This window comes from Streptomyces sp. NPDC087420 (assembly GCF_044744165.1).
Taxonomy (GTDB): domain Bacteria; phylum Actinomycetota; class Actinomycetes; order Streptomycetales; family Streptomycetaceae; genus Streptomyces.
The window spans coordinates 356,388-375,346 of the sequence record NZ_JBIUXU010000010.1 but is presented as its reverse complement, the minus strand read 5'-3'; the positions used below and the strand labels follow the sequence as shown (position 1 = coordinate 375,346).

Annotated in this window: 16 protein-coding genes; 12 read left to right on the top strand and 4 right to left on the bottom strand. The window is 72.1% G+C overall.

What is annotated here, in order from left to right:
- Positions 1–290: 290 nt before the first annotated feature.
- Positions 291–2,657, bottom strand: a complete 2,367-nt coding sequence (locus ACIO1C_RS23000) for a helix-hairpin-helix domain-containing protein (protein ID WP_401866378.1) — start codon at positions 2,655–2,657, stop codon at positions 291–293.
- On the bottom strand, positions 2,642–3,622 hold the full coding sequence (locus ACIO1C_RS22995; RefSeq protein ID WP_401866346.1) for an aldo/keto reductase: 981 nt from the start codon (positions 3,620–3,622) through the stop codon (positions 2,642–2,644). Before ACIO1C_RS22995 ends, ACIO1C_RS23000 begins: the two co-directional genes overlap by 16 nt.
- Before the next feature lie 160 nt (positions 3,623–3,782).
- Here ACIO1C_RS22995 and ACIO1C_RS22990 point away from each other — a divergent pair, with 160 nt between their 5' ends.
- A complete protein-coding gene (locus ACIO1C_RS22990; RefSeq protein ID WP_401866344.1) occupies positions 3,783–4,835 on the top strand; it encodes an LLM class F420-dependent oxidoreductase in 1,053 nt (350 codons plus the stop codon).
- Between the two features lie 262 nt (positions 4,836–5,097).
- Positions 5,098–5,883 carry a ferritin-like domain-containing protein gene (locus ACIO1C_RS22985; RefSeq protein WP_401866342.1) on the top strand — a complete coding sequence of 262 codons (786 nt, stop codon included), beginning with the start codon at positions 5,098–5,100 and terminating at the stop codon, positions 5,881–5,883.
- 75 nt (positions 5,884–5,958) lie between these two features.
- Here the strand turns inward: ACIO1C_RS22985 and ACIO1C_RS22980 are convergent, their stop codons facing one another.
- On the bottom strand, positions 5,959–7,008 hold the full coding sequence (locus ACIO1C_RS22980; RefSeq protein WP_401866341.1) for a magnesium and cobalt transport protein CorA: 1,050 nt from the start codon (positions 7,006–7,008) through the stop codon (positions 5,959–5,961).
- Positions 7,009–7,040: 32 nt separating this feature from the next.
- On the opposite strand from ACIO1C_RS22980, the gene ACIO1C_RS22975 reads away from it, so the two are divergent.
- The 5 genes from ACIO1C_RS22975 to ACIO1C_RS22955 all read left to right on the top strand — a co-directional run bounded on the left by ACIO1C_RS22975 (position 7,041) and on the right by ACIO1C_RS22955 (position 11,780).
- Positions 7,041–7,727, top strand: a complete 687-nt coding sequence (locus tag ACIO1C_RS22975; RefSeq protein WP_401866340.1) for a histidine phosphatase family protein — start codon at positions 7,041–7,043, stop codon at positions 7,725–7,727.
- Between the two features lie 94 nt (positions 7,728–7,821).
- Entirely contained in the window at positions 7,822–8,412 is a 591-nt protein-coding gene (locus tag ACIO1C_RS22970; protein WP_161312487.1) for a DUF3090 domain-containing protein, read from the top strand.
- Positions 8,376–9,200 carry an SCO1664 family protein gene (locus tag ACIO1C_RS22965; protein ID WP_401866338.1) on the top strand — a complete coding sequence of 275 codons (825 nt, stop codon included), beginning with the start codon at positions 8,376–8,378 and terminating at the stop codon, positions 9,198–9,200. Before ACIO1C_RS22970 ends, ACIO1C_RS22965 begins: the two co-directional genes overlap by 37 nt.
- 172 nt (positions 9,201–9,372) lie before the next feature.
- Entirely contained in the window at positions 9,373–10,602 is a 1,230-nt protein-coding gene (gene mshC, locus ACIO1C_RS22960) for a cysteine--1-D-myo-inosityl 2-amino-2-deoxy-alpha-D-glucopyranoside ligase (RefSeq protein WP_401866336.1), read from the top strand.
- A gap of 188 nt (positions 10,603–10,790) precedes the next feature.
- On the top strand, positions 10,791–11,780 hold the full coding sequence (locus tag ACIO1C_RS22955; RefSeq protein WP_401866334.1) for an SMP-30/gluconolactonase/LRE family protein: 990 nt from the start codon (positions 10,791–10,793) through the stop codon (positions 11,778–11,780).
- 85 nt (positions 11,781–11,865) lie between these two features.
- Here ACIO1C_RS22955 and ACIO1C_RS22950 read toward each other — a convergent pair whose 3' ends face one another.
- The gene (locus ACIO1C_RS22950) at positions 11,866–12,900 is read right to left on the bottom strand and encodes a PAC2 family protein (protein ID WP_401866332.1); all 1,035 of its coding nucleotides are present in this window, start codon (positions 12,898–12,900) and stop codon (positions 11,866–11,868) included.
- Between the two features lie 251 nt (positions 12,901–13,151).
- On the opposite strand from ACIO1C_RS22950, the gene ACIO1C_RS22945 reads away from it, so the two are divergent.
- The 5 genes from ACIO1C_RS22945 to ACIO1C_RS22925 are packed head-to-tail and all read left to right on the top strand — an operon-like array spanning position 13,152 to position 18,926.
- Positions 13,152–14,471, top strand: coding sequence for an enolase C-terminal domain-like protein (locus tag ACIO1C_RS22945; RefSeq protein WP_401866330.1), 1,320 nt, complete (start codon positions 13,152–13,154; stop codon positions 14,469–14,471).
- Entirely contained in the window at positions 14,468–15,244 is a 777-nt protein-coding gene (locus tag ACIO1C_RS22940; protein WP_401866328.1) for an SDR family NAD(P)-dependent oxidoreductase, read from the top strand. Before ACIO1C_RS22945 ends, ACIO1C_RS22940 begins: the two co-directional genes overlap by 4 nt.
- A 33-nt stretch (positions 15,245–15,277) precedes the next feature.
- The gene (locus tag ACIO1C_RS22935; protein WP_401866326.1) at positions 15,278–16,354 is read left to right on the top strand and encodes a sugar ABC transporter substrate-binding protein; all 1,077 of its coding nucleotides are present in this window, start codon (positions 15,278–15,280) and stop codon (positions 16,352–16,354) included.
- Positions 16,355–16,356: 2 nt separating this feature from the next.
- Positions 16,357–17,901 carry a sugar ABC transporter ATP-binding protein gene (locus ACIO1C_RS22930; RefSeq protein WP_401866324.1) on the top strand — a complete coding sequence of 515 codons (1,545 nt, stop codon included), beginning with the start codon at positions 16,357–16,359 and terminating at the stop codon, positions 17,899–17,901.
- Positions 17,898–18,926 carry an ABC transporter permease gene (locus ACIO1C_RS22925; RefSeq protein ID WP_327237380.1) on the top strand — a complete coding sequence of 343 codons (1,029 nt, stop codon included), beginning with the start codon at positions 17,898–17,900 and terminating at the stop codon, positions 18,924–18,926. Before ACIO1C_RS22930 ends, ACIO1C_RS22925 begins: the two co-directional genes overlap by 4 nt.
- The last annotated feature ends 33 nt before the right edge of the window (positions 18,927–18,959 follow it).

The window sequence follows — 18,959 nt, the reverse complement described above, 5'->3', positions numbered from 1 at the left end:
TCGTGTCCGGAACGTAGAGCGTGTTTTGTGTCGCATGGCGACCGTTGCTAAGACAAGGTGCTGAACGCGACGTAAAACATGCAGTGCAGGACACGGCCCCTGACCGGCCCCCGGCAACGACCCGCAGCCGAAAAGCCGGCCCGCAGCGGGCACAACCAAGCCCGTCCGGCGATTGAGGACGCAGTAACCCGCACCCGGCACCGGGCGCGCGGGCAAAATCAAGCCCGTCAGGCGATTGAGGACAACCGTGGCCGCAACGCGGTCACCGATACGCGCGGCCCGTCGAACAGCTACGCGGTCGCCCCCAGCAGGCCCTCCACCAGGCCCCGCAACCGCGTCACCCGCTCCCGTGGCACACCCTCCGCCACCGCCCGGGGCAACGCCTCGTCCACTCCGTGCACCACCGACAAGTGCCGGTCGCCCCGGCTGAACGCCGTGTACACCCACGGACGGCTCAGGCCCTGCGCCGCGTCCCCGGGCAGCACTACCACCGCCGCCTCCCACCGCATCCCGGCCGCCTGGTGCGCCGTGAGCGCCCACCCGTGCCGTACCGCCGACTCCACCCGGTCCTTCGGCACCACCACCGCCGCGCCCCCGCACTCCAGGTGCAGTCCCTCCGCGTCGGCCGAGACCACCGAGCCCTGGAGTGTCCTGCCGGGCGCCGGCACGTAGGCGATACGGTCCCCCGGGTCGAAGCCCCCGAACCGCCCGGGGCCGGGGTTGAGCCGCTCCTTGAGCGCCGTGTTGAGCGCACGGGTCCCGGCCGAGCCGCCGTGGCCCACGGTGATCACCTGAGTCTGCCCGGCCGCCAGGCCGAACGCGCGCGGCACCGAGTCCGCGACCAGCTGCACCGTACGGTGCACCGCCTCGCCCGCGTCCCGTACCGGCACGATCACGACCTCCTTGCCGGGGGCCGCCACCTGGTTCAGCTCACCGATGCCGATGCCGGAGACCAGCTCACCGACCGGCCCGGGGTCCGGCGTGCGGGACGCGATCTGCGGGCACACCCGCGCGGCGAGCAGATCCCCGAACACCCGGCCCGCGCCCGCCGACCAGAGCACCCCGGGGTCCCCGCTGAGGACCAGCCGGCTGCCGTCGGGCAGGGACTCCACGAGCATCGTGGCCGTCTCCACGTCCAGCTGCGGTGCGTCCAGTACGACGAGCAGGTCGAGCGCGAACATGCCGTCCGCGTCCCGCCCGGGGCCCTCCGCGCCCGCGAGCAGCCCGGCGACGGTGACGGCGCCCTCGCCCGCGTCTCCCCCCGCGCCGCCGCCCAGCCTGGCCCGGCCGTTCTCGCTGTGGGCCGCGACCACCGCGCGCAGCCCGAGCGCACGCGCCGCCCCGGCCAGGACCACGGGCTCGGCGCGCGCGGCCTCACCGCCGGTGTGCAGTACGAGCCCATGCCCCGCGACCGCCCGGATCAGCTCGGCGGCCGACGGCGAACCGGCCGCCGTGGCGGCCTCCTCCCAGGAGGCGTCCGGCCCGGTCTTGACGAGCCGCGCGAGCCCGTCGGCCAGGCTCTCCTCCGCGAGGGCGTACCGGTCGAGCCCGAGGAGCACGGGCCGGCCCGGAGCGTCGGCCCCGTCGGCCGGGCTCTCCCCGCCCGCGTCCTCCCCCGCCTCGTCGCCCTCGTCGCTCTCTTCGTGCTGCTCGCCCCCCTCGGGACCCTCCTGGAACACGAGGACCGCCCCCTCGGAGACGGCGTGCCGCACGGCCTCGTCGGGATCCGGCACGCCGTGCCCGGCCAGGGCGGTACGCACCGCCGACGCCTCCAGCGCGGTGTGGCCCTGGAGCGCGCCGCGCTCCAGCAGCCACCCGACGAGCGCGGCGGCCCGCCGCTCGTCACCGGGCCCGCAGGCCGCGCCGAGGAGCGCCCGCGCGAAGCCGTCCGCCTGCTCGGGCCGCACCCCCGGCACGGACAGCAGTTGCCACGGGTCCTCGCGCAGGAGACCGGCGGCCTGCTCCCCGAGCACGGCCGAGACCTGCCCCGCGAACGCCTCCGGCGCACCGCCCTCGGCGAGCACGGCCCGTACGCCGTCCACGACGGCCCGCGGCGCCGGTGCGGTCCCGGGCGCCGGAGCCACCGGGGCGGGGGCGGCAGGAGCGACAGGAGCGGCCCCAGGGGCCACCGGGGCCGGGGCGGCGGCCACGGCCCGCAGGAGGGCCGGGTCGGGCTTGTCGCCGCTCTCCACGGCCCGCACGGCGGCGAGCAGGTCGGCGGCGTGCCCGCTCAGCTTCGTGCCGGCGGCGATGGGCCCTTCCTTCTCGGCCTTGCGCTGCTCGATCCGCTCCCGCAACTCCCGCTGCGCGGCGAGCTCGGCGGCAGCCTCGGACACCGCGGCAGCCTCAGCACCACCCTCTACACCGACCGCTCCCGCATCGGCTCCGTCCGAACCGGCGCCATTCGCATCGGCGCTGTCCGAATCGGCTTCCGCCGTATCGGCCCTGTCCGTAGCGGTCTCACCCGCATCGGACCCACCTGTCCCGGCCCCGTCCGCCTCGGCCTCCGCGCCCCCGTCACCCGCGCCAACCACCTCCGTCACACCGCCACCACCCGCGCCCGGCTCCACGCCCGCTGCCGGCCCCCCGGCCTCGGCCCCCGGCGCGGTGTCCTCCACGGTCGTGGTGTCGCGGTCCGTACTCACAGCGTGCTCCAGTCCTGGTCCGGATAGCGGTGCACGGGCGCCGACACGTCGTCGAGCGCCTGGCAGATCTCGTCAGGAAGACTAAGGCTCTCCACTGACAAAGCCGCCGTGAGCTGCTGCGCGTTGCGCGCGCCCACGATCGGGGCCACCACCCCCGGGCGGTCCCTGACCCACGCCAGCGCCACCTCCAGCGCCGTCGTGGCCAGTCCCTCCGCCGCCGTCGCGACCGCGTCGACGATGCGGCTCGCCGCCTCGTCGAGATACGGCTCCACGAACGGCGCCATGTCCGACGCGGCCCGCGAATCCGCCGGGGTGCCGTGCCGGTACTTCCCGGTGAGCACCCCGCGGCCGAGGGGCGACGACGGCAGCAGCCCGATGCCCAGGTCGATCGCGGCGGGCAACACCTCACGCTCCACGCCGCGCTGCAACAGCGAGTACTCCATCTGCGTCCCCGCCAGCCGCGTACGTATACCGGGCGAGGCCAGCTGCCAGGTGGCGGCCTTGGCGAGCTGCCAGCCGCAGAAGTTCGACACGCCCGCGTACCGCACCCGCCCGCTGCTGACCGCGATGTCCAGCGCGTGGAGCGTCTCCTCCAGCGGGGTCGCCGCGTCGAACGCGTGGATCTGCCACAGGTCCACGTAGTCCGTCCCGAGCCGTGCCAGCGACGCGTCCAGCGCCGCCAGCAGATGCCCCCGGGACCCGTCGAAGCGCCGGTCCGGGTCCGGCACGCTGCCGGCCTTCGTCGAGATGATCAGATCGCGGCGCGGGACGAGCCGCTCGACCAACTGCCCGAGCAGATACTCGGCCTCCCCGCCCCCGTACACGTCCGCGGTGTCGACCAGCGTCCCGCCCGCCTCCCAGAACGCCTTCAACTGGTCGGCCGCGTCGTGCTCGTCGGTGTCTCTGCCCCAGGTCAGGGTGCCGAGCCCGATCCGGGACACACGCAGGCCGGTACGGCCGAGATGCCTCTGCTCCATGGGCGCTGAGATTACTGGCCGGGGCCGCGCACGGAGAGAGCCTGTGGACAACGTGCCGGGAGAGCCTGTGGACAGCCCGCTCCTGACGCGGCCCCGCACCGCGCGCTAGAGTCCGGCGGACAGAGACGTTACTGGCGGGTAGACGAGCAAGGGAGTGGTTATGCGGCTCGGCATCAACCTCGGTTACTGGGGCGCGGGGATGGACGGCGACAACCTCGCGGTGGCGCAGGAGGCCGACCGGCTCGGCTACGACGTCTGCTGGGCCGCCGAGGCCTACGGCTCCGACGCCCCGACCGTCCTGGCCTGGGTCGCCGCCCACACGGAGAGCATCGACGTCGGCTCCGCGATCCTCCAGATCCCGGCCCGCCAGCCCGCCATGACCGCGATGACCGCCGCCACCCTCGACTCCCTCTCCGGCGGCCGCTTCCGCCTCGGCCTCGGCGTCTCGGGACCGCAGGTCTCCGAGGGCTGGTACGGCGTCAAGTTCGACAAGCCGCTCGCCCGCACCCGCGAGTACGTCGAGATCGTCCGCAGGGCGATGTCCCGCGAGCGGCTGTCGTACGAGGGTGAGCACTGGACGCTGCCGCTGCCCGGCGGCCCCGGCAAGCCGATCAAGCTCACCGTCCACCCGGAGCGCGAGCACATCCCGCTCTACATCGCCGCGATCGGTCCGAAGAACCTGGAGCAGACCGGCGAGATCGCCGACGGCGCGCTGCTGATCTTCCCCTCCGCCGAGCACCTGGAGGACACGGCGGTCCGTCACCTCCGCGCGGGCCGCGAGAAGGCCGGCCTGACCATGGACGGCTTCGACGTCTGCCCGACCGTGCCGATCGCCGTCGGCGACGACATCACGGCGCTGGCCGACACCTTCCGCCCGTACACCGCGCTGTACGTCGGCGGCATGGGCAGCCGCAAGCAGAACTTCTACAACCAGCTCGCGCGGCGCATGGGGTACGAGAAGGAGGCGGCCGAGATCCAGGACGCGTACCTCTCCGGGGACAAGGCGGGCGCCGCCGCCGCCGTGCCGCACCAGCTGATCGACTCGACCACCCTGCTCGGGTCCGTGGAGCGGATCGCCGACCGGATGAGCGCGTACGCCGCGGCGGGTGTCACCACGCTCACCCTCGCGCCGGCCGGCCTGACGCTCGACGAGCGGCTCGCGGCCCTGCGGGTCGGCACCGACGCCCTGGAGCGCGCGGGCCTCGTCTCCTAGGACGGGGGCGCCACACGACAACCCGCCCCACCGTCCCGTAACCCGAACGGGCGAGAGGAAGTCTGCGGCCGTGGTGGGGGCTCGGGGGGTCTTCCCCGCCACGGCCGTCACGTACAACAACGCGCGGAGCGGCCCTTCGGTTACGCCACCGGGGGCCGCTCCGCGTTCGTACGTCCGGCCGAGTCGGCCCCCGCTGCTGTTGCCTGTTGCCCCCCGCCCGCTTTGACTCGTTCTCGCGGACGCCTGTATGGAGGTGGCAGTGATGCTTTCGGCCCGAAGCCTGTTCCAGGAAATCCTGGACAACGATCGTTCGTTCCAGCTCTTCTGCTCCATCGCGGCCAGTGGCGAGACCCAGGGCGGCTGGGAGAACGGCCGTATCGCCGCCCTGCTGCCCGAGAGCATGCGGGACCTGGCCCCCAAGGTCACCCGGCACGGAGCCGACGAGGACAAGCACGGGCGGATCTTCAACGCGCTCCTGAAGAAGCGCGGCCTGGAGCCGGTCGAGGTCCCCGACGACACCGACTACACGATGCTGCTGGAGCGCCGGGGCATCGGACTCGCCCACGACAAGCTGCGCCGCGACGAGCCGCTGACCGAGGACGACATCGTCGTGTACCTCGCGCACAGCCGGATCACCGAGCAGCGCGCGTCCGACCAGATGGTGATGCTGGTCAAGTACTTCGGCGACCACCCGGAGATCGGCAACGCCGTCCGGATGATCAGTAGCGACGAGGACAACCACCTCGCCTACTGCCACGAGGAACTGCTGCGGCTGGCCCGCACGGGCCACGGCAGGCGGATCCAGCGGGCCCTGCGCGAGTGCGCGATGGCCGAGATCCAGGTCTACCGCCGGGTGAGCCTCGCGGTGATGGCGCACATGGCGCGGCTGCTCGGCTGGTCCGCCGCCAAGTCCGCGGTGCTCACCGCCGGGGTCCACGCGATGTACGCGTACGAGCGGGCGTTCGGCTGGCGCCGGATGGTCACGCTGTCCATGCCGGAGCGCCGCGACGCCCTGAGCGGGCCTCCGGCCCCCGCCCCCGCGTACTGACCGCGGCGCCCGCCGAAAGGGCCGGCGCCCACCCCGTGGGTGCCGGCCCCCGCCCACGGACCGCGCCCCGCCCCCTCACAGCCAGCCGCGCCGCTTGAAGGCGCGGTGCAGACCGAGGACGAGCCCCACCATGACGGCGATCACGGTGGGGTACGCCCACACGTACGTCAGCTCCGGCATGTGCTCGAAGTTCATGCCGTAGATCCCCGCGATCAGCGTCGGTACGGCGGCCATCGCGGCCCACGCCGAGATCTTCCGCATGTCGTCGTTCTGCCGCACGCCCATCTGTGCCAGATGCGCCGAGAGGATGTCGGACAGCAGCCGGTCCAGCCCCTCGACCTGCTCGTTGGCGTGCAGCAGGTGGTCGTTCACGTCACGGAAGAAGGGCCGCGAACGGTCGTGCACGAACGGCAGCGACCCGCCCGCCAGCCGGGCCATCGGCGCCGCCAGCGGCACGGTCGCCCGCCGGAACTCCAGCACCTGCCGCTTGAAGCCGTAGATCCGCGCCGCCGTCGACTTGCTGGAGGACGGCCGCGACGAACCGGACGAGCTGTCGCCGCCGTCCGGCGCGAAGACCTCGGCCTCCAGCTCCTCCAGGTCGACCTGGAGCTCGTCGGCCACCTCGGTGTAGTGGTCGACCACCTCGTCACTGACCGCGTACATCACGGCGGTGGGCCCGTGCTTGAGCACGGACGGATCGGCCTCCAACCGCCGCCGTACCTCCCCGAGCGGCGAGCCCTCGCCGTGCCGGACGGTCACCACGAACGAGTCCCCGATGAAGATCATCAGCTCACCCGTGGTGACCGTGTCGCTCTTCTGCTCGTACTCCACGGGCTTGAGGACCAGGAACAGCGAGTCGTCGTACACCTCCAGCTTGGGCCGCTGGTGGGCGGTGAGAGCGTCCTCGACGGCGAGCGGGTGGAGGCCGAACTCGCTGCTCACGAGCGAGAACTCCTCCTCCGTCGGCTCGTGCAGCCCGATCCAGAGAAACGCGTCCCCGTGGGCACGCGCCTCGTCGAGGGCGTCGGAGAAGTCGGCGGGCCCGTCGGTACGGTGTCCGTCGCGGTAGATGGCACAGTCCACGATCACTGGCGCATTGTCCCCGCTCCGGCCCCCCGTACGCATCTTTGGCCTGCCAGCGCCTTACGCTGACGGGCATGGCCACGTTGATCCTCGTACGTCACGGACGCTCCACCGCCAACACCGCGGGGCTGCTCGCGGGCTGGACCCCCGGGGTCGCGCTCGACGAGCGCGGCGCGGCCCAGGCCGCCGCCCTGCCCGGCCGGCTGGTCGGCGTACCGCTCGCCGCCGTCGTCAGCAGCCCCCTCCAGCGCTGCCAGGAGACCCTGCGGCCGCTGCTCGACAGCAGGCCGGACGTGCCCGTGCACAGCGAGGACCGGATCGGCGAGTGCCACTACGGCGACTGGTCGGGCCGCAAACTCGCCGAGCTGAGCGACGAACCGCTGATGGAGGTCGTGCAGCAGCACCCCTCCGCCGCCGCGTTCCCCGGCGGCGAGTCGATGCGCGCCATGCAGGCGCGCGCCGTGGAGGCCATACGGGACTGGAACGCGCGCGTCGAGAAGGAGCACGGCGACGACGCCGTCTACCTCATGTGCTCGCACGGCGACATCATCAAGGCGCTCGTGGCCGACGCCCTCGGCATGCACCTCGACCTCTTCCAGCGGATCCACGTGGACCCGTGCTCGGTCACCGTCGTCCGGTACACGCGCTTGCGCCCCTATGTCGTACGGCTCGGTGACACGGGCGATCTGAACGGACTGGCGCCGCGTGAGAACACAAGCGGCGGTACGGGTGTTGTAGGAGGCGGCGCGGGAGCACCGTGATCCATCCGCGCAGTAGGGTGGACGCGCCTTCCTCACGCAGCACTTCCCCCAGTACCCAGCACTTTCCCAGCCGATTCCCAAGGGAGATCAGGACGTGTCCCGTCAGGTGTTCCTCTACGACCCACCGGACCGTTTCGTGGCCGGTACGGTCGGGCTGCCTGGACGCCGTACGTTCTTCCTCCAGGCGTCCGCCGCGGGGCGCGTCACCAGCGTCGCCCTGGAGAAGACCCAGGTGGCAGCCCTCGCCGAGCGGATCGACGAACTGCTCGACGAAGTGGTCCGCCGCACCGGCGGCAACGCGCCGGTGCCCGCCGTCGCCCCCACCGAGATCGCCGACTCCGCCCCGCTGGACGCCCCCGTGGAGGAGGAGTTCCGGGTCGGCACGATGGCGCTGGCGTGGGACGGTGACGAACAGCGCATGATCGTCGAGGCGCAGGCGCTCGTCGAGGTGGACGCCGACACCGACGAGGACCTCGCCGAGGCCGAGGAGCGGCTCCTCCAGGACGAGGAGAACGGTCCGCCGATGCTCCGGGTGCGCCTCAGCGGTGCGCAGGCCCGCGCCTTCGCCAAACGCGCCCTGGACGTGGTCAACGCGGGGCGCCCGCCGTGCCCGCTGTGCAGCCTGCCGCTCGATCCGGAAGGACACGTATGCCCGCGCCAGAACGGATACCGCCGCGGAGCATGAGCCCGGGCGACCTGCTCGCCAAGGGCGAGCTGACCGTGCGCGGCCGGATCCGTGAGGCGTCCAACGCGGTCCTGTACTGCTCCGTCTCGTACGAGGGCACCGAGGCGCACTGCGTCTACAAGCCCGTGGCCGGAGAGCGCCCGCTGTGGGACTTCCCGGACGGCAACCTCGCCCGGCGCGAGGTGGCGGCGTACGAGATCTCCGAGGCGACCGGCTGGGGGCTCGTACCGCCCACCGTGCTGCGCGAGGGCCCGTACGGCGAAGGCATGTGCCAGCTGTGGATCGAGACGGACGCCGACGAGGCGGCGGCCCTGCTCGCCCTGGTCGAGGACGAGGAACCGGGCGAGGGCTGGAAGGCCGTCGGCTTCGCCGAGGTCGGCGAGGGGCAGACGGCCCTGCTCGTGCACGCCGACGACGAGCGGCTGCGGCGGCTCGCGGTCCTGGACGCCGTCATCAACAACGGCGACCGCAAGGGCGGCCATCTCCTGCCGGCCGCCGGGGGACGGCTGTACGGCATCGACCACGGCGTCACCTTCAACGTGGACGACAAGCTGCGCACGCTGCTCTGGGGCTGGGCGGGTGAACCCCTCACCGGGGAGGCGCTGTCCGTACTCGCCCGGCTGGAGGACGCGCTCGCCGACGGCGAGCCGCTCGCGGACCGGCTGGCGGGGCTGATCACCGGGGCCGAGACCGAGGCGGTCCGCGCCCGGGTCCGTGAGCTGCGCCACACGGGACTCCACCCGCAGCCGTCCGGCCAGTGGCCCGCCATCCCCTGGCCGCCGGTGTGAGAACCGGTCGGACCACAGGTGCGGGAACAGGTCCGGGGTCCGCCGGGACCTGGTGGGCGCGGTCCGCCCGGGACCGCCCACCACGGGGCTGATCTTTCCGCAAGAGCGCCCAACCGGCCAGGACCGCGCATCCGGTTCGTTTCCGGAACTACCGGCCGGTTACGCTCATGACATGCATGCCTGGCCCGCTTCCGAGGTCCCCGCCCTGCCTGGCAAGGGCCGCGACCTCAGGATTCACGACACCTCGACCGACGGCCGCGTCACCCTCGCGCCCGGTCCCGTCGCCCGCATCTACGTCTGCGGCATCACCCCGTACGACGCGACCCACATGGGACACGCGGCGACCTACAACGCGTTCGACCTCGTGCAGCGCGTGTGGCTCGACACGAAGCGGCAGGTTCACTACGTCCAGAACGTGACCGACGTCGACGATCCCCTGCTGGAGCGCGCCGAGCGCGACGGCGAGGACTGGGTGGCGCTCGCGGAGCGTGAAACCGCCCTGTTCCGGGAGGACATGACGGCCCTGCGGATGCTTCCGCCCCAGCACTACATCGGCGCGGTCGAGGCCATACCGGGCATCGTGCCGCTCGTGGAGCGGCTGCGGGACGCCGGGGCCGCGTACGAACTCCAGGGCGACATCTACTTCTCGGTGGCGGCCGACCCGCACTTCGGCGAGGTGTCGCGCCTCGACGCCGAGGCGATGCGGCTGCTCTCCGCCGAGCGGGGCGGCGACCCCGACCGCCCCGGCAAGAAGAACCCCCTCGACCCGATCCTCTGGATGGCCGCCAGGCCGGGCGAGCCCAGCTGGGACGGCGGGAGCCTCGGCCAGGGCCGGCCCGGCTGGCACATCGAGTGCGTGGCCATCGCGCTCGACCACCTCGGCATGGGCTTCGACGTCCAGGGCGGCGGCAGCGACCTGGCCTTCCCGCACCACGAGATGGGCGCCTCGCACGCCCAGGCGCTGACGGGTGAACACCCCTTCGCCCAGGCGTACGTGCACGCCGGCATGGTCGGTCTCGACGGCGAGAAGATGTCCAAGTCCAAGGGCAATCTCGTCTTCGTCTCGACGCTCCGCCGGGACGGCGTGGACCCGGCGGCGATCCGGCTCACCCTGCTGGCGCACCACTACCGCTCCGACTGGGAGTGGACCGACCAGGTGCTCCAGGACGCCCAGGAGCGCCTCGCCCGCTGGCGGGCCGCCGTCTCGCGCCCCGACGGCCCCCCGGCCGACGCGGTCGTCGAGGAGATCCGCGCGGCGCTGGCGGACGACCTGGACGCCCCGGCGGCGCTGGCCGCCGTGGACCGCTGGGCGGAGCTCCAGGCCTCCACGGGCGGTACGGACGAGGGGGCGCCCGGCGTGGTCTCCCGCGCGGTCGACGCCCTGCTCGGAGTGGCCCTCTAGGAAACCGCCCCCCGATGGTCCCGGGTACGTCCCGGGGCCACCCACCAGCCCAGCACGGCCGGTCACGGATACCGACATCCGTAACCGGCCGTGCTGTTGTGCGTGATCCGGCCAAACTCCCTGCGAGCTCAGAGCGTGTGATGGGGTGTGAGGGACGGCACACCCCCACTTCCGGGAGGACGCTCACCATGCAACGTTCCTTCGCACGGCGTGACTTGTTCGCCGCCGCGGCCGCCCTCGGCGGCGCGGCGCTCCTCGCCCCGCTCGGCTCCACCGCCTCGGCCGCCCCGCGCCCCACCGCACGGACCTGGCCCACCGCCTTCGCCCTGCCGGACGGCTTCCGGCCCGAGGGCATCGCCATCGGCTCCGACCCGTACGCCTACATAGGTTCGATCGCGCGGGGCGACGTCTTCCGCGCGAGCCTCGCCACCGGCCGCGGCAAGGTCGTCGTCCAGGGGCTCGGCCCCGAACACCCCGTCATCGGGCTCAAGACGGACGGCCGGGGGCGGCTGTTCCTGAGCGGCGGGGTCAGCGGCGAGATCCGGATCGCGGACCTGCGGACGGGGAAGGTCACGAAGACCTTCACCGTGGGCACGGACCTCACCATGGTCAACGACGTGATCCTGACACCGGACGCCGCGTGGTTCACGGACTCCTTCGAACCACAGCTCTACAGGCTGCCGTTGGGCAGGCACGGTGAGCCGGGCGACCGCGTCGAGACCGTCCCGCTCAGCGGCGACTGGGTCCAGGGGCCGGCCCTCACCGCCAACGGCATCACCGCCACCCCCGACGGCCGGGCGCTGCTCGTGGTGAACAGCTTCGCGAACGGCGGCGGCCTGATGCGGGTCGACCCCCGCACCGGCGTGGCGCGCGCCGTGGACCTCGGGCCGACCAGGCTGCCGAACGGCGACGGGCTGCTGCTCCTCGGCCGTACCCTCTACGTGGTCCAGAACCGGCAGAACGCCATCGACGTCCTGCTGCTCGACGGCGCGGGCACGAAGGGCACGGCGCTCACCCGGATCACCGCCCCGGGGGCCTTCCGGGTCCCCACGACGGCGGCGGCGTACGGTGACCGCGTCTACCTGCCCAACGCCCGGTTCGACGTGACCGCCCCGACCCCGGAGACGGACTACGACGTGGTGTCGATCGCGCGCGTACGCACTCACGTACGTCCGTAGGAAACGCACCGCGCCGGACGGACCGCACCACGGTCCGTCCGGCGTCGGCAGCGAGCAGCGGGCAGACAGCGCGGAAGAAGACGCCCTACGGGGTGTCGTCGTTGCCCTTGTCCTCGTCGGCGGAGTCGTCGGCACCGGGCCCGGACTCCGGGTCGGTCTCCGCCTCAGGACCCGGCCGCGGCGGTCTCTGCGGACGGCCCCGCCCCGCGGCGGGATCACGGCGGTACGACGGCCCCTCACCGCTCTCCGTGGCATGCCCGCCCGGCGCCTGTCCCGGCCCGCCGTCGCGGCGCCGCAGATACCGCTCGAACTCCCGCGCGATGGCCTCGCCGGACGCCTCGGGCAGTTCCGCCGTGTCCCGCGCCTCCTCCAGCGTCTGGACGTACTCCGCCACCTCGCTGTCCTCGGCGGCCAGTTGGTCGACGCCGAGCTGCCACGCCCGCGCGTCCTCGGCCAGTTCACCCAGCGGGATCCGCAGACCGATCAGGTCCTCCAGGCGGTTGAGGAGCGCCAGCGTCGCCTTGGGGTTGGGCGGCTGCGACACGTAGTGCGGCACGGCCGCCCACAGGCTCACCGCGGGCACCCCCGCGTGCGTGCACGCCTCCTGGAGGATGCCGACGATGCCGGTCGGTCCCTCGTAGCGGGTCTCCTCCAGATCCATCGTCCTGGCCAGATCGGCGTCCGAGGTGATCCCGCTGACCGGCACCGGCCTGGTGTGCGGGGTGTCGCCGAGCAGCGCGCCCAGGATGACCACCATCTCCACGCCCAGCTCATGGGCGAAGCCCAGGATCTCGTTGCAGAAGGAGCGCCAGCGCATGGACGGTTCGATGCCGCGGACGAGTACCAGGTCGCGGGGCGTCTCACCGCCGACCCGGACCACGGAGAGCCGGGTGGTCGGCCAGGTGATCTTCCGTACTCCGCCGTCCAGCCACACCGTCGGCCGGTTGACCTGGAAGTCGTAGTAGTCCTCGGCGTCCAGCGCCGCGAACACCTCGCCCTTCCACTCCCGGTCCAGATGCGCGACCGCGGTGGAGGCGGCGTCGCCGGCGTCGTTCCAGCCCTCGAACGCGGCCACCATGACCGGGTCGATCAGCTCAGGAACCGCCTCGAGCTCGATCACCCAGTGCCTCCTTCCGAAGTTCCCTTGTCCACGCCCCAACCTTACGGCTTTCCGGCTCTCCGCCCGCAGCCCCGCGCACGCCCGGGTGAACTTCGGCGCGGTGGGGCATAGCTCGGGGAACATAGCCAACCAGCGGACGATTCATCCGAGCTGTGACCGTTATTTTTCTCCTGGCCCTGGACGTTTAGGCGTCAGCGACGCTATACATCGGATGACCACAAGAGGTCCGATGTTCTTCCAAGGGGGCGTGCATGAGTCAGACCGTCACAGGGTTCGAGGTTCACGACATCCGTTTTCCCACCTCGGAACAGCTCGACGGCTCCGACGCCATGAACCCGGACCCCGACTACTCGGCGGCCTACGTCGTCCTGCGTACCACGGACGGCGCCGAGGGGCACGGCTTCTGCTTCACGATCGGGCGGGGCAACGAGGTCACCGCCGCCGCCATCGAGGCACTGCGTCCGTACGTCGTGGGGCGCCCGGCCCCGCGCACCGCGGCCGATCTCGCCGCGCTCTACTTCGAGCTCACCCATGACTCGCAGCTGCGCTGGCTCGGCCCGGAGAAGGGCGTGATGCACATGGCGGCGGGCGCCGTCGTCAATGCCGCCTGGGACCTGGCCGCCGGATACGCGGGCAAGCCGGTCTGGGAGTTCCTCGCCGGGATGACCCCCGAGGAGCTCGTCTCGCTCGTCGACTTCCGCTATCTGACGGACGTCCTCACCCCGGACGACGCGCTCGCCATCCTGCGGGCCGCCGAGCCGGGCCGCGCCGAGCGGGCCGCGCAACTGCGCGAGCGGGGCTACCCCGCGTACACCACCTCACCGGGCTGGCTCGGTTACGCCGACGCCAAGCTGGTCGGCCTCGCCCAGCAGGCCGTCGCCGACGGCTTCGAGCAGATCAAGCTCAAGGTGGGCGGCGATCTGGACGACGACGTACGGCGCATGAAGCTGGCCCGCGAGGCCGTCGGCCCCGACATCCGGATCGCCGTCGACGCGAACCAGCGCTGGGACGTCGCCGAGGCGATCCGCTGGATGGCCGCCCTCGCCCCGTACGAACCGCACTGGATCGAGGAGCCCACCAGCCCCGACGACATCCTCGGCCACGCCGCCATCCGCGCCGGGCAGCCGGTGAAGGTGGCGACCGGGGAACACGTCGCCAACCGGGTCGTCTTCAAGCAGCTGCTCCAGGCGGGTGCCGTCGACTTCGTCCAGATCGACGCGGCCCGCGTGGCCGGCGTCAACGAGAACGTGGCGATCCTGCTCCTGGCGGCCAAGTACGGCGTGCCCGTCTGCCCGCACGCCGGCGGGGTCGGACTGTGCGAACTGGTCCAGCACCTCTCGATGTTCGACTTCGTGGCCGTCTCCGGCAGCTGGGAGGACCGGGTCATCGAGTACGTGGACCACCTCCACGAACACTTCGCCGACCCCGTCGTCATCGTCTCCGGGAGATACTCCGCCCCGACGGCGCCCGGCTTCTCCGCCCGGATGCTCCCCGGGTCGATCGCCGAGCACAGCTACCCCGACGGGCCCGTCTGGCAGGCCCGCCGCACCACCGAGGAGATCAGCTCATGACATCAGTACGGGACTTCGAGGGGCTGAACGCCCTGGTGACGGGTGGTGCCTCCGGCATCGGCGCGGCCATCGCCGCGCTGCTGCTCGAACGGGGTGCCCAGGTCGCCGTACTGGACCGGGACACCGCGGGAGCCCCCGAGGGGACGCTGGCGCTCAAGGCGGACGTCACCGACGACGCGGCGGTCAAGGCCGCCGTCGACGCGGCGGCGGCGGAGTTCGGCGCGCTGCACACCGTCGTCTCCAACGCCGGGGTCGGCGCCATCGGGGCCGTCACCGACAACTCCGACGACGAGTGGCAGCGGGTCCTCGACATCAACGTCCTCGGCATGGTCCGCACCGCGCGCCACGCGGTGCCCCACCTGCGGCGCGCGGCGGCCGGCCGGCCGGGCTGCGTCTCCATCACCCAGACCTGCTCCATCGCCGCGACCGCGGGCCTGCCCCAGCGCGCCCTCTACAGCGCCAGCAAGGGGGCTGTCCTCTCGCTCACCCTGGCGATGGCCGCGGACCACGTCCGGGAGGGCATCCGCGTCAACTGCGTCAACCCCGGAACCGCCGACACACCCTGGATCGGACGCCTGCTCGACCAGGCCCCGGACCCCGCGGCCGAGCGCGCCGCCCTCGCCGCCCGCCAGCCGTCAGGACGACTGGTCGGCGCGGACGAGGTCGCCGCCGCGGTCGCCTACCTCGCCAGCCCCGCCGCGGCGGCCGTCACGGGGACGGCACTCGCGGTGGACGGTGGGATGCAAGGCCTGCGCCTGCGTCCCGCCAACTGAGCCGACATTCACCTTCATAAGGACGGGACCTCCATGAAGCGTCACACCGCGGACCGCTCCCCACTCCGCAGACTTCGTACGACGGGCGCCTCCGCCTGTGCCGTGGTGCTCGCCGTGGCAGCCCTCGCCGGCTGCAACCGCGAGTCGGAATCCGACAGTGGCTCCGGCGGCGGGAAGGTCGGCATCGACCTGCCGCGCGCCGACAGCGACTTCTGGAACTCCTACCAGCAGTACATCGACAAGGGGGTCAAGGAGGACGGCATCGACGCCCTCACGCCGACCAACTCGCAGAACGACATCGGCAAGCTCGTCGCCAACGTCCAGGCCTTCACCGACCAGGGCGCCAAGGCCGTCGTCATGGCCCCGCAGGACACCGGCGCGATAGCCGAGACGCTCCAGACGCTGAGCGACAAGAAGATCCCCGTCATCAGCGTGGACACCCGCCCCGACAAGGGCGACGTCTACATGGTCGTCAGGGCCGACAACCGCGCGTACGGCCAGAAGGCCTGTGAGTACCTGGGCGAGCAGCTCAAGGGCAAGGGCAAGGTCGCGGAGTTCCAGGGCGACCTCTCCTCCATCAACGGCCGTGACCGCTCCGAGGCGTTCAAGAGCTGCATGACGGAGAAGTTCCCGGACATCCAGGTCTTCGAGCTGGCCACCGAGTGGAAGGGTGACGTGGCCTCGGCCAAGCTCCAGTCCACCCTCGCCGCCCACCCCGACCTCAACGGCATCTACATGCAGGCCGGCGGTGTCTTCCTCCAGCCGACGCTGGCCCTGCTGGAGCAGAAGAAGCTCCTCAAGGCCCCCGGCACCCCCGGGCACATCACGATCATCTCCAACGACGGCATCCCCGAGGAACTGGACGCCATCCGCGCGGGCAAGATCGACGCCACCATCTCGCAGCCCGCCGACCTCTACGCCAAGTACGCGCTGTACTGGGCCAAGGAGGCGCTGGCCGGTACGACCCCGAAGGCCGGTCCCACCGACCACGAGTCCACGATCATCAAGATCCCCAACGGTTTCGAGGACCAGCTCCCCGCGCCCCTGGTGACCAAGGCGAACGTGGACGACCCGAAGCTCTGGGCCAACCAGCTGGAGAAGAAGAACTAGCCATGGACCAGGCACCTCCGGACGCGGCCGCACCCGCCGCGGTCCACGCGGAAGGCATCGTCAAGCGCTTCGGTCCCACCGTGGCGCTCGACGGTGTCCGGCTCACGGTCCGCCCCGGCGAGTCCCACGCGCTCGTCGGGCGCAACGGCGCGGGCAAGTCCACCCTGGTGAGCGTGCTCACCGGGCTGCACAGGCCCGACGCAGGACAGGTCAGCTTCGGCGGCGAGCCCGCGCCCGCCTTCGGGGACACCACGGCCTGGCAGTCCAAGGTCGCCTGCGTCTACCAGAAGTCGATGGTCGTGCCCGACCTGACCGTCGCCGAGAACCTCTTCCTCAACAACTACGGCCTGGACGCCTCGGGGTCCGGCGGCCGCTTCATCAGCTGGCGCGGGCTGCGGGAGCGCGCCAGGGAGCTGCTCGCGGGGTACGGGGTCGACGTCGACCCGAACGTCCGCGCCAAGGATCTCCCGGTCGAGCAGCGGCAGTTCGTGGAGATCGCCCGGGCGCTGTCCTTCGGCGCCCGGCTGATCATCCTGGACGAGCCGACCGCCCAGCTCGACGCCCGGGGGATCCAGCGGCTCTTCGACAAGCTCCGGGAACTCCAGGGCCAGGGAGTGGCGTTCCTCTTCATCTCCCATCACCTGCAAGAGGTGTACGAGCTGTGCACCGCCGTCACTGTGTACCGGGACGCCCGCCATGTGCTGACCGCCCAGGTCGCCGACCTGTCGAAGGCGGACCTGGTCACGGCGATGACGGGGGAGTCCACGGGCAAGGCGGCCTGGCACGCGGCGGGCACGAAGGAGCAGGACACCACGGCCGAGCCCGTCCTGCGGACCGAAGGGCTCACCCTGGAAGGGGAGTTCGAGCCGCTGGACCTGGCCGTACGGCCGGGTGAGGTGCTCGGTGTGGCGGGCGCCGCGGCCAGCGGCGCCACCGCCCTCGGCGAGATCCTGGCCGGGATGCGCAAGCCGTCCGGCGGCAGCGTCTTGATGCACGGCACGAAGGTCAAGCCGGGCAGCGTCCCGCACGCCCTGGACGCCGGCATCGGCTACATCCCCGAGGACCGGCACCGGCAGGGGCTGGTCCTGGAACGCAGCGTCGCGGAGAACGCGACGCTCACGGTCACCGACCAGCTCGGCCCGTGGGGGACCGTACTGCCCTCCCGTACGCGGGAGTTCGCCCGGACGATGATCGCGTCGCTGGACATCAAGACGCAGGGCCCCGAGCAGCCGGTCTCGGGCCTGTCGGGCGGCAACCAGCAGAAGGTCGTCGTGGCCCGCGCGCTGGCCCGCAAGCCCAGCGCGCTGGTCGCCCTGCGGCCGACCGCCGGGGTCGACATCAAATCGAAGGACTCGCTGCTCGGTGTGGTGCGCACGGTGGCGGACCAGGGCAGCGCGGCCGTGATCATCTCCGACGAACTGGATGATCTGCGGGTGTGCGACCGGGTCCTGGCGCTCTTCCACGGGCGCGTCGTGGCCACGTTCGGGAGCGGGTGGACGGACCAGGAACTGGTCGCCGCCATGGAAGGTGTGGGGGAGAGGGAATGACCGACACGATCAGTCCGCCGACGGTGGACACCGCGAAGGGAGCGGGGCCGGCGAGCCGGCTCAAGCTCATCCGGTGGAGCGACTTCTCGCTCGTACCGGTGATCCTGGTGCTGATGGTGATCGGCTTCATCGTCTCGCCGGTCTTCCTCACCTCCAACAACCTGATCAGCGTGGTCCAGCAGTCGTCCGAGCTGAGCCTGCTCGTGCTCGGCCAGGCGCTGATCCTGATCTGCGGCCGGATGGACCTGTCACTGGAGTCGACGATCGGCATCGCGCCGGTCGTGGCCATGTGGCTGATCCTGCCCACGGAGGGCGGCCGGTTCAACGGGCTCGGCGTACTGCCGTCCTGGAGCGCCATCCCCCTCTGCCTGCTGGTCGGCGTGATCATCGGGGGGATCAACGGCTTCCTGATGCTCAAGCTGCGGGTCAACGGCTTCATCGCCACCCTCGGCATGCTCACCATGCTGCGCGGTCTCCACATCGGCATCACCGAGGGCAAGTCGATCACCGACGTCCCGGAGTCCTTCCGGTACCTCGGCAAGACCGACTGGCTGGGCGCCCCGGCCGCCGTCTGGATCTGCCTGGCGCTCTTCGCGATCGGCGGGGCGGCGCTCGCCTGGCTCAAGCACGGCCGGTCGCTGTACGCCATCGGCGGCAACCCGGAAGCGGCCCGCGCGGCCGGGATCCGGGTGGACCGGATCACCTGGATCGTGCTCGCGATCGGCGGCCTGCTGGCCGCCTTCGCGGGAATCCTCTACACCGGCCACTACGGCTCGGTCGCGGCCACGCAGGGCAACGGCTGGATCTTCCAGGTCTTCGCGGCGGCGGTCATCGGAGGCATCAGCCTCAAGGGCGGGCGCGGCACGCTGTTCGGCGCGCTGACCGGGGTGCTCACGCTCCAGCTGGTCGTGAACGTGATGACCCTCGGGGGCGTACCGGCCCTGTGGAACCAGTTCCTCAACGGCGCGATCATCATCGTCGCGCTGGTCATCTCGCGCTTCGCGAGCGGTGAGAAGCAGGACTGACACCCCACAGCGGCGGACGGGCGCCGGAGAGGC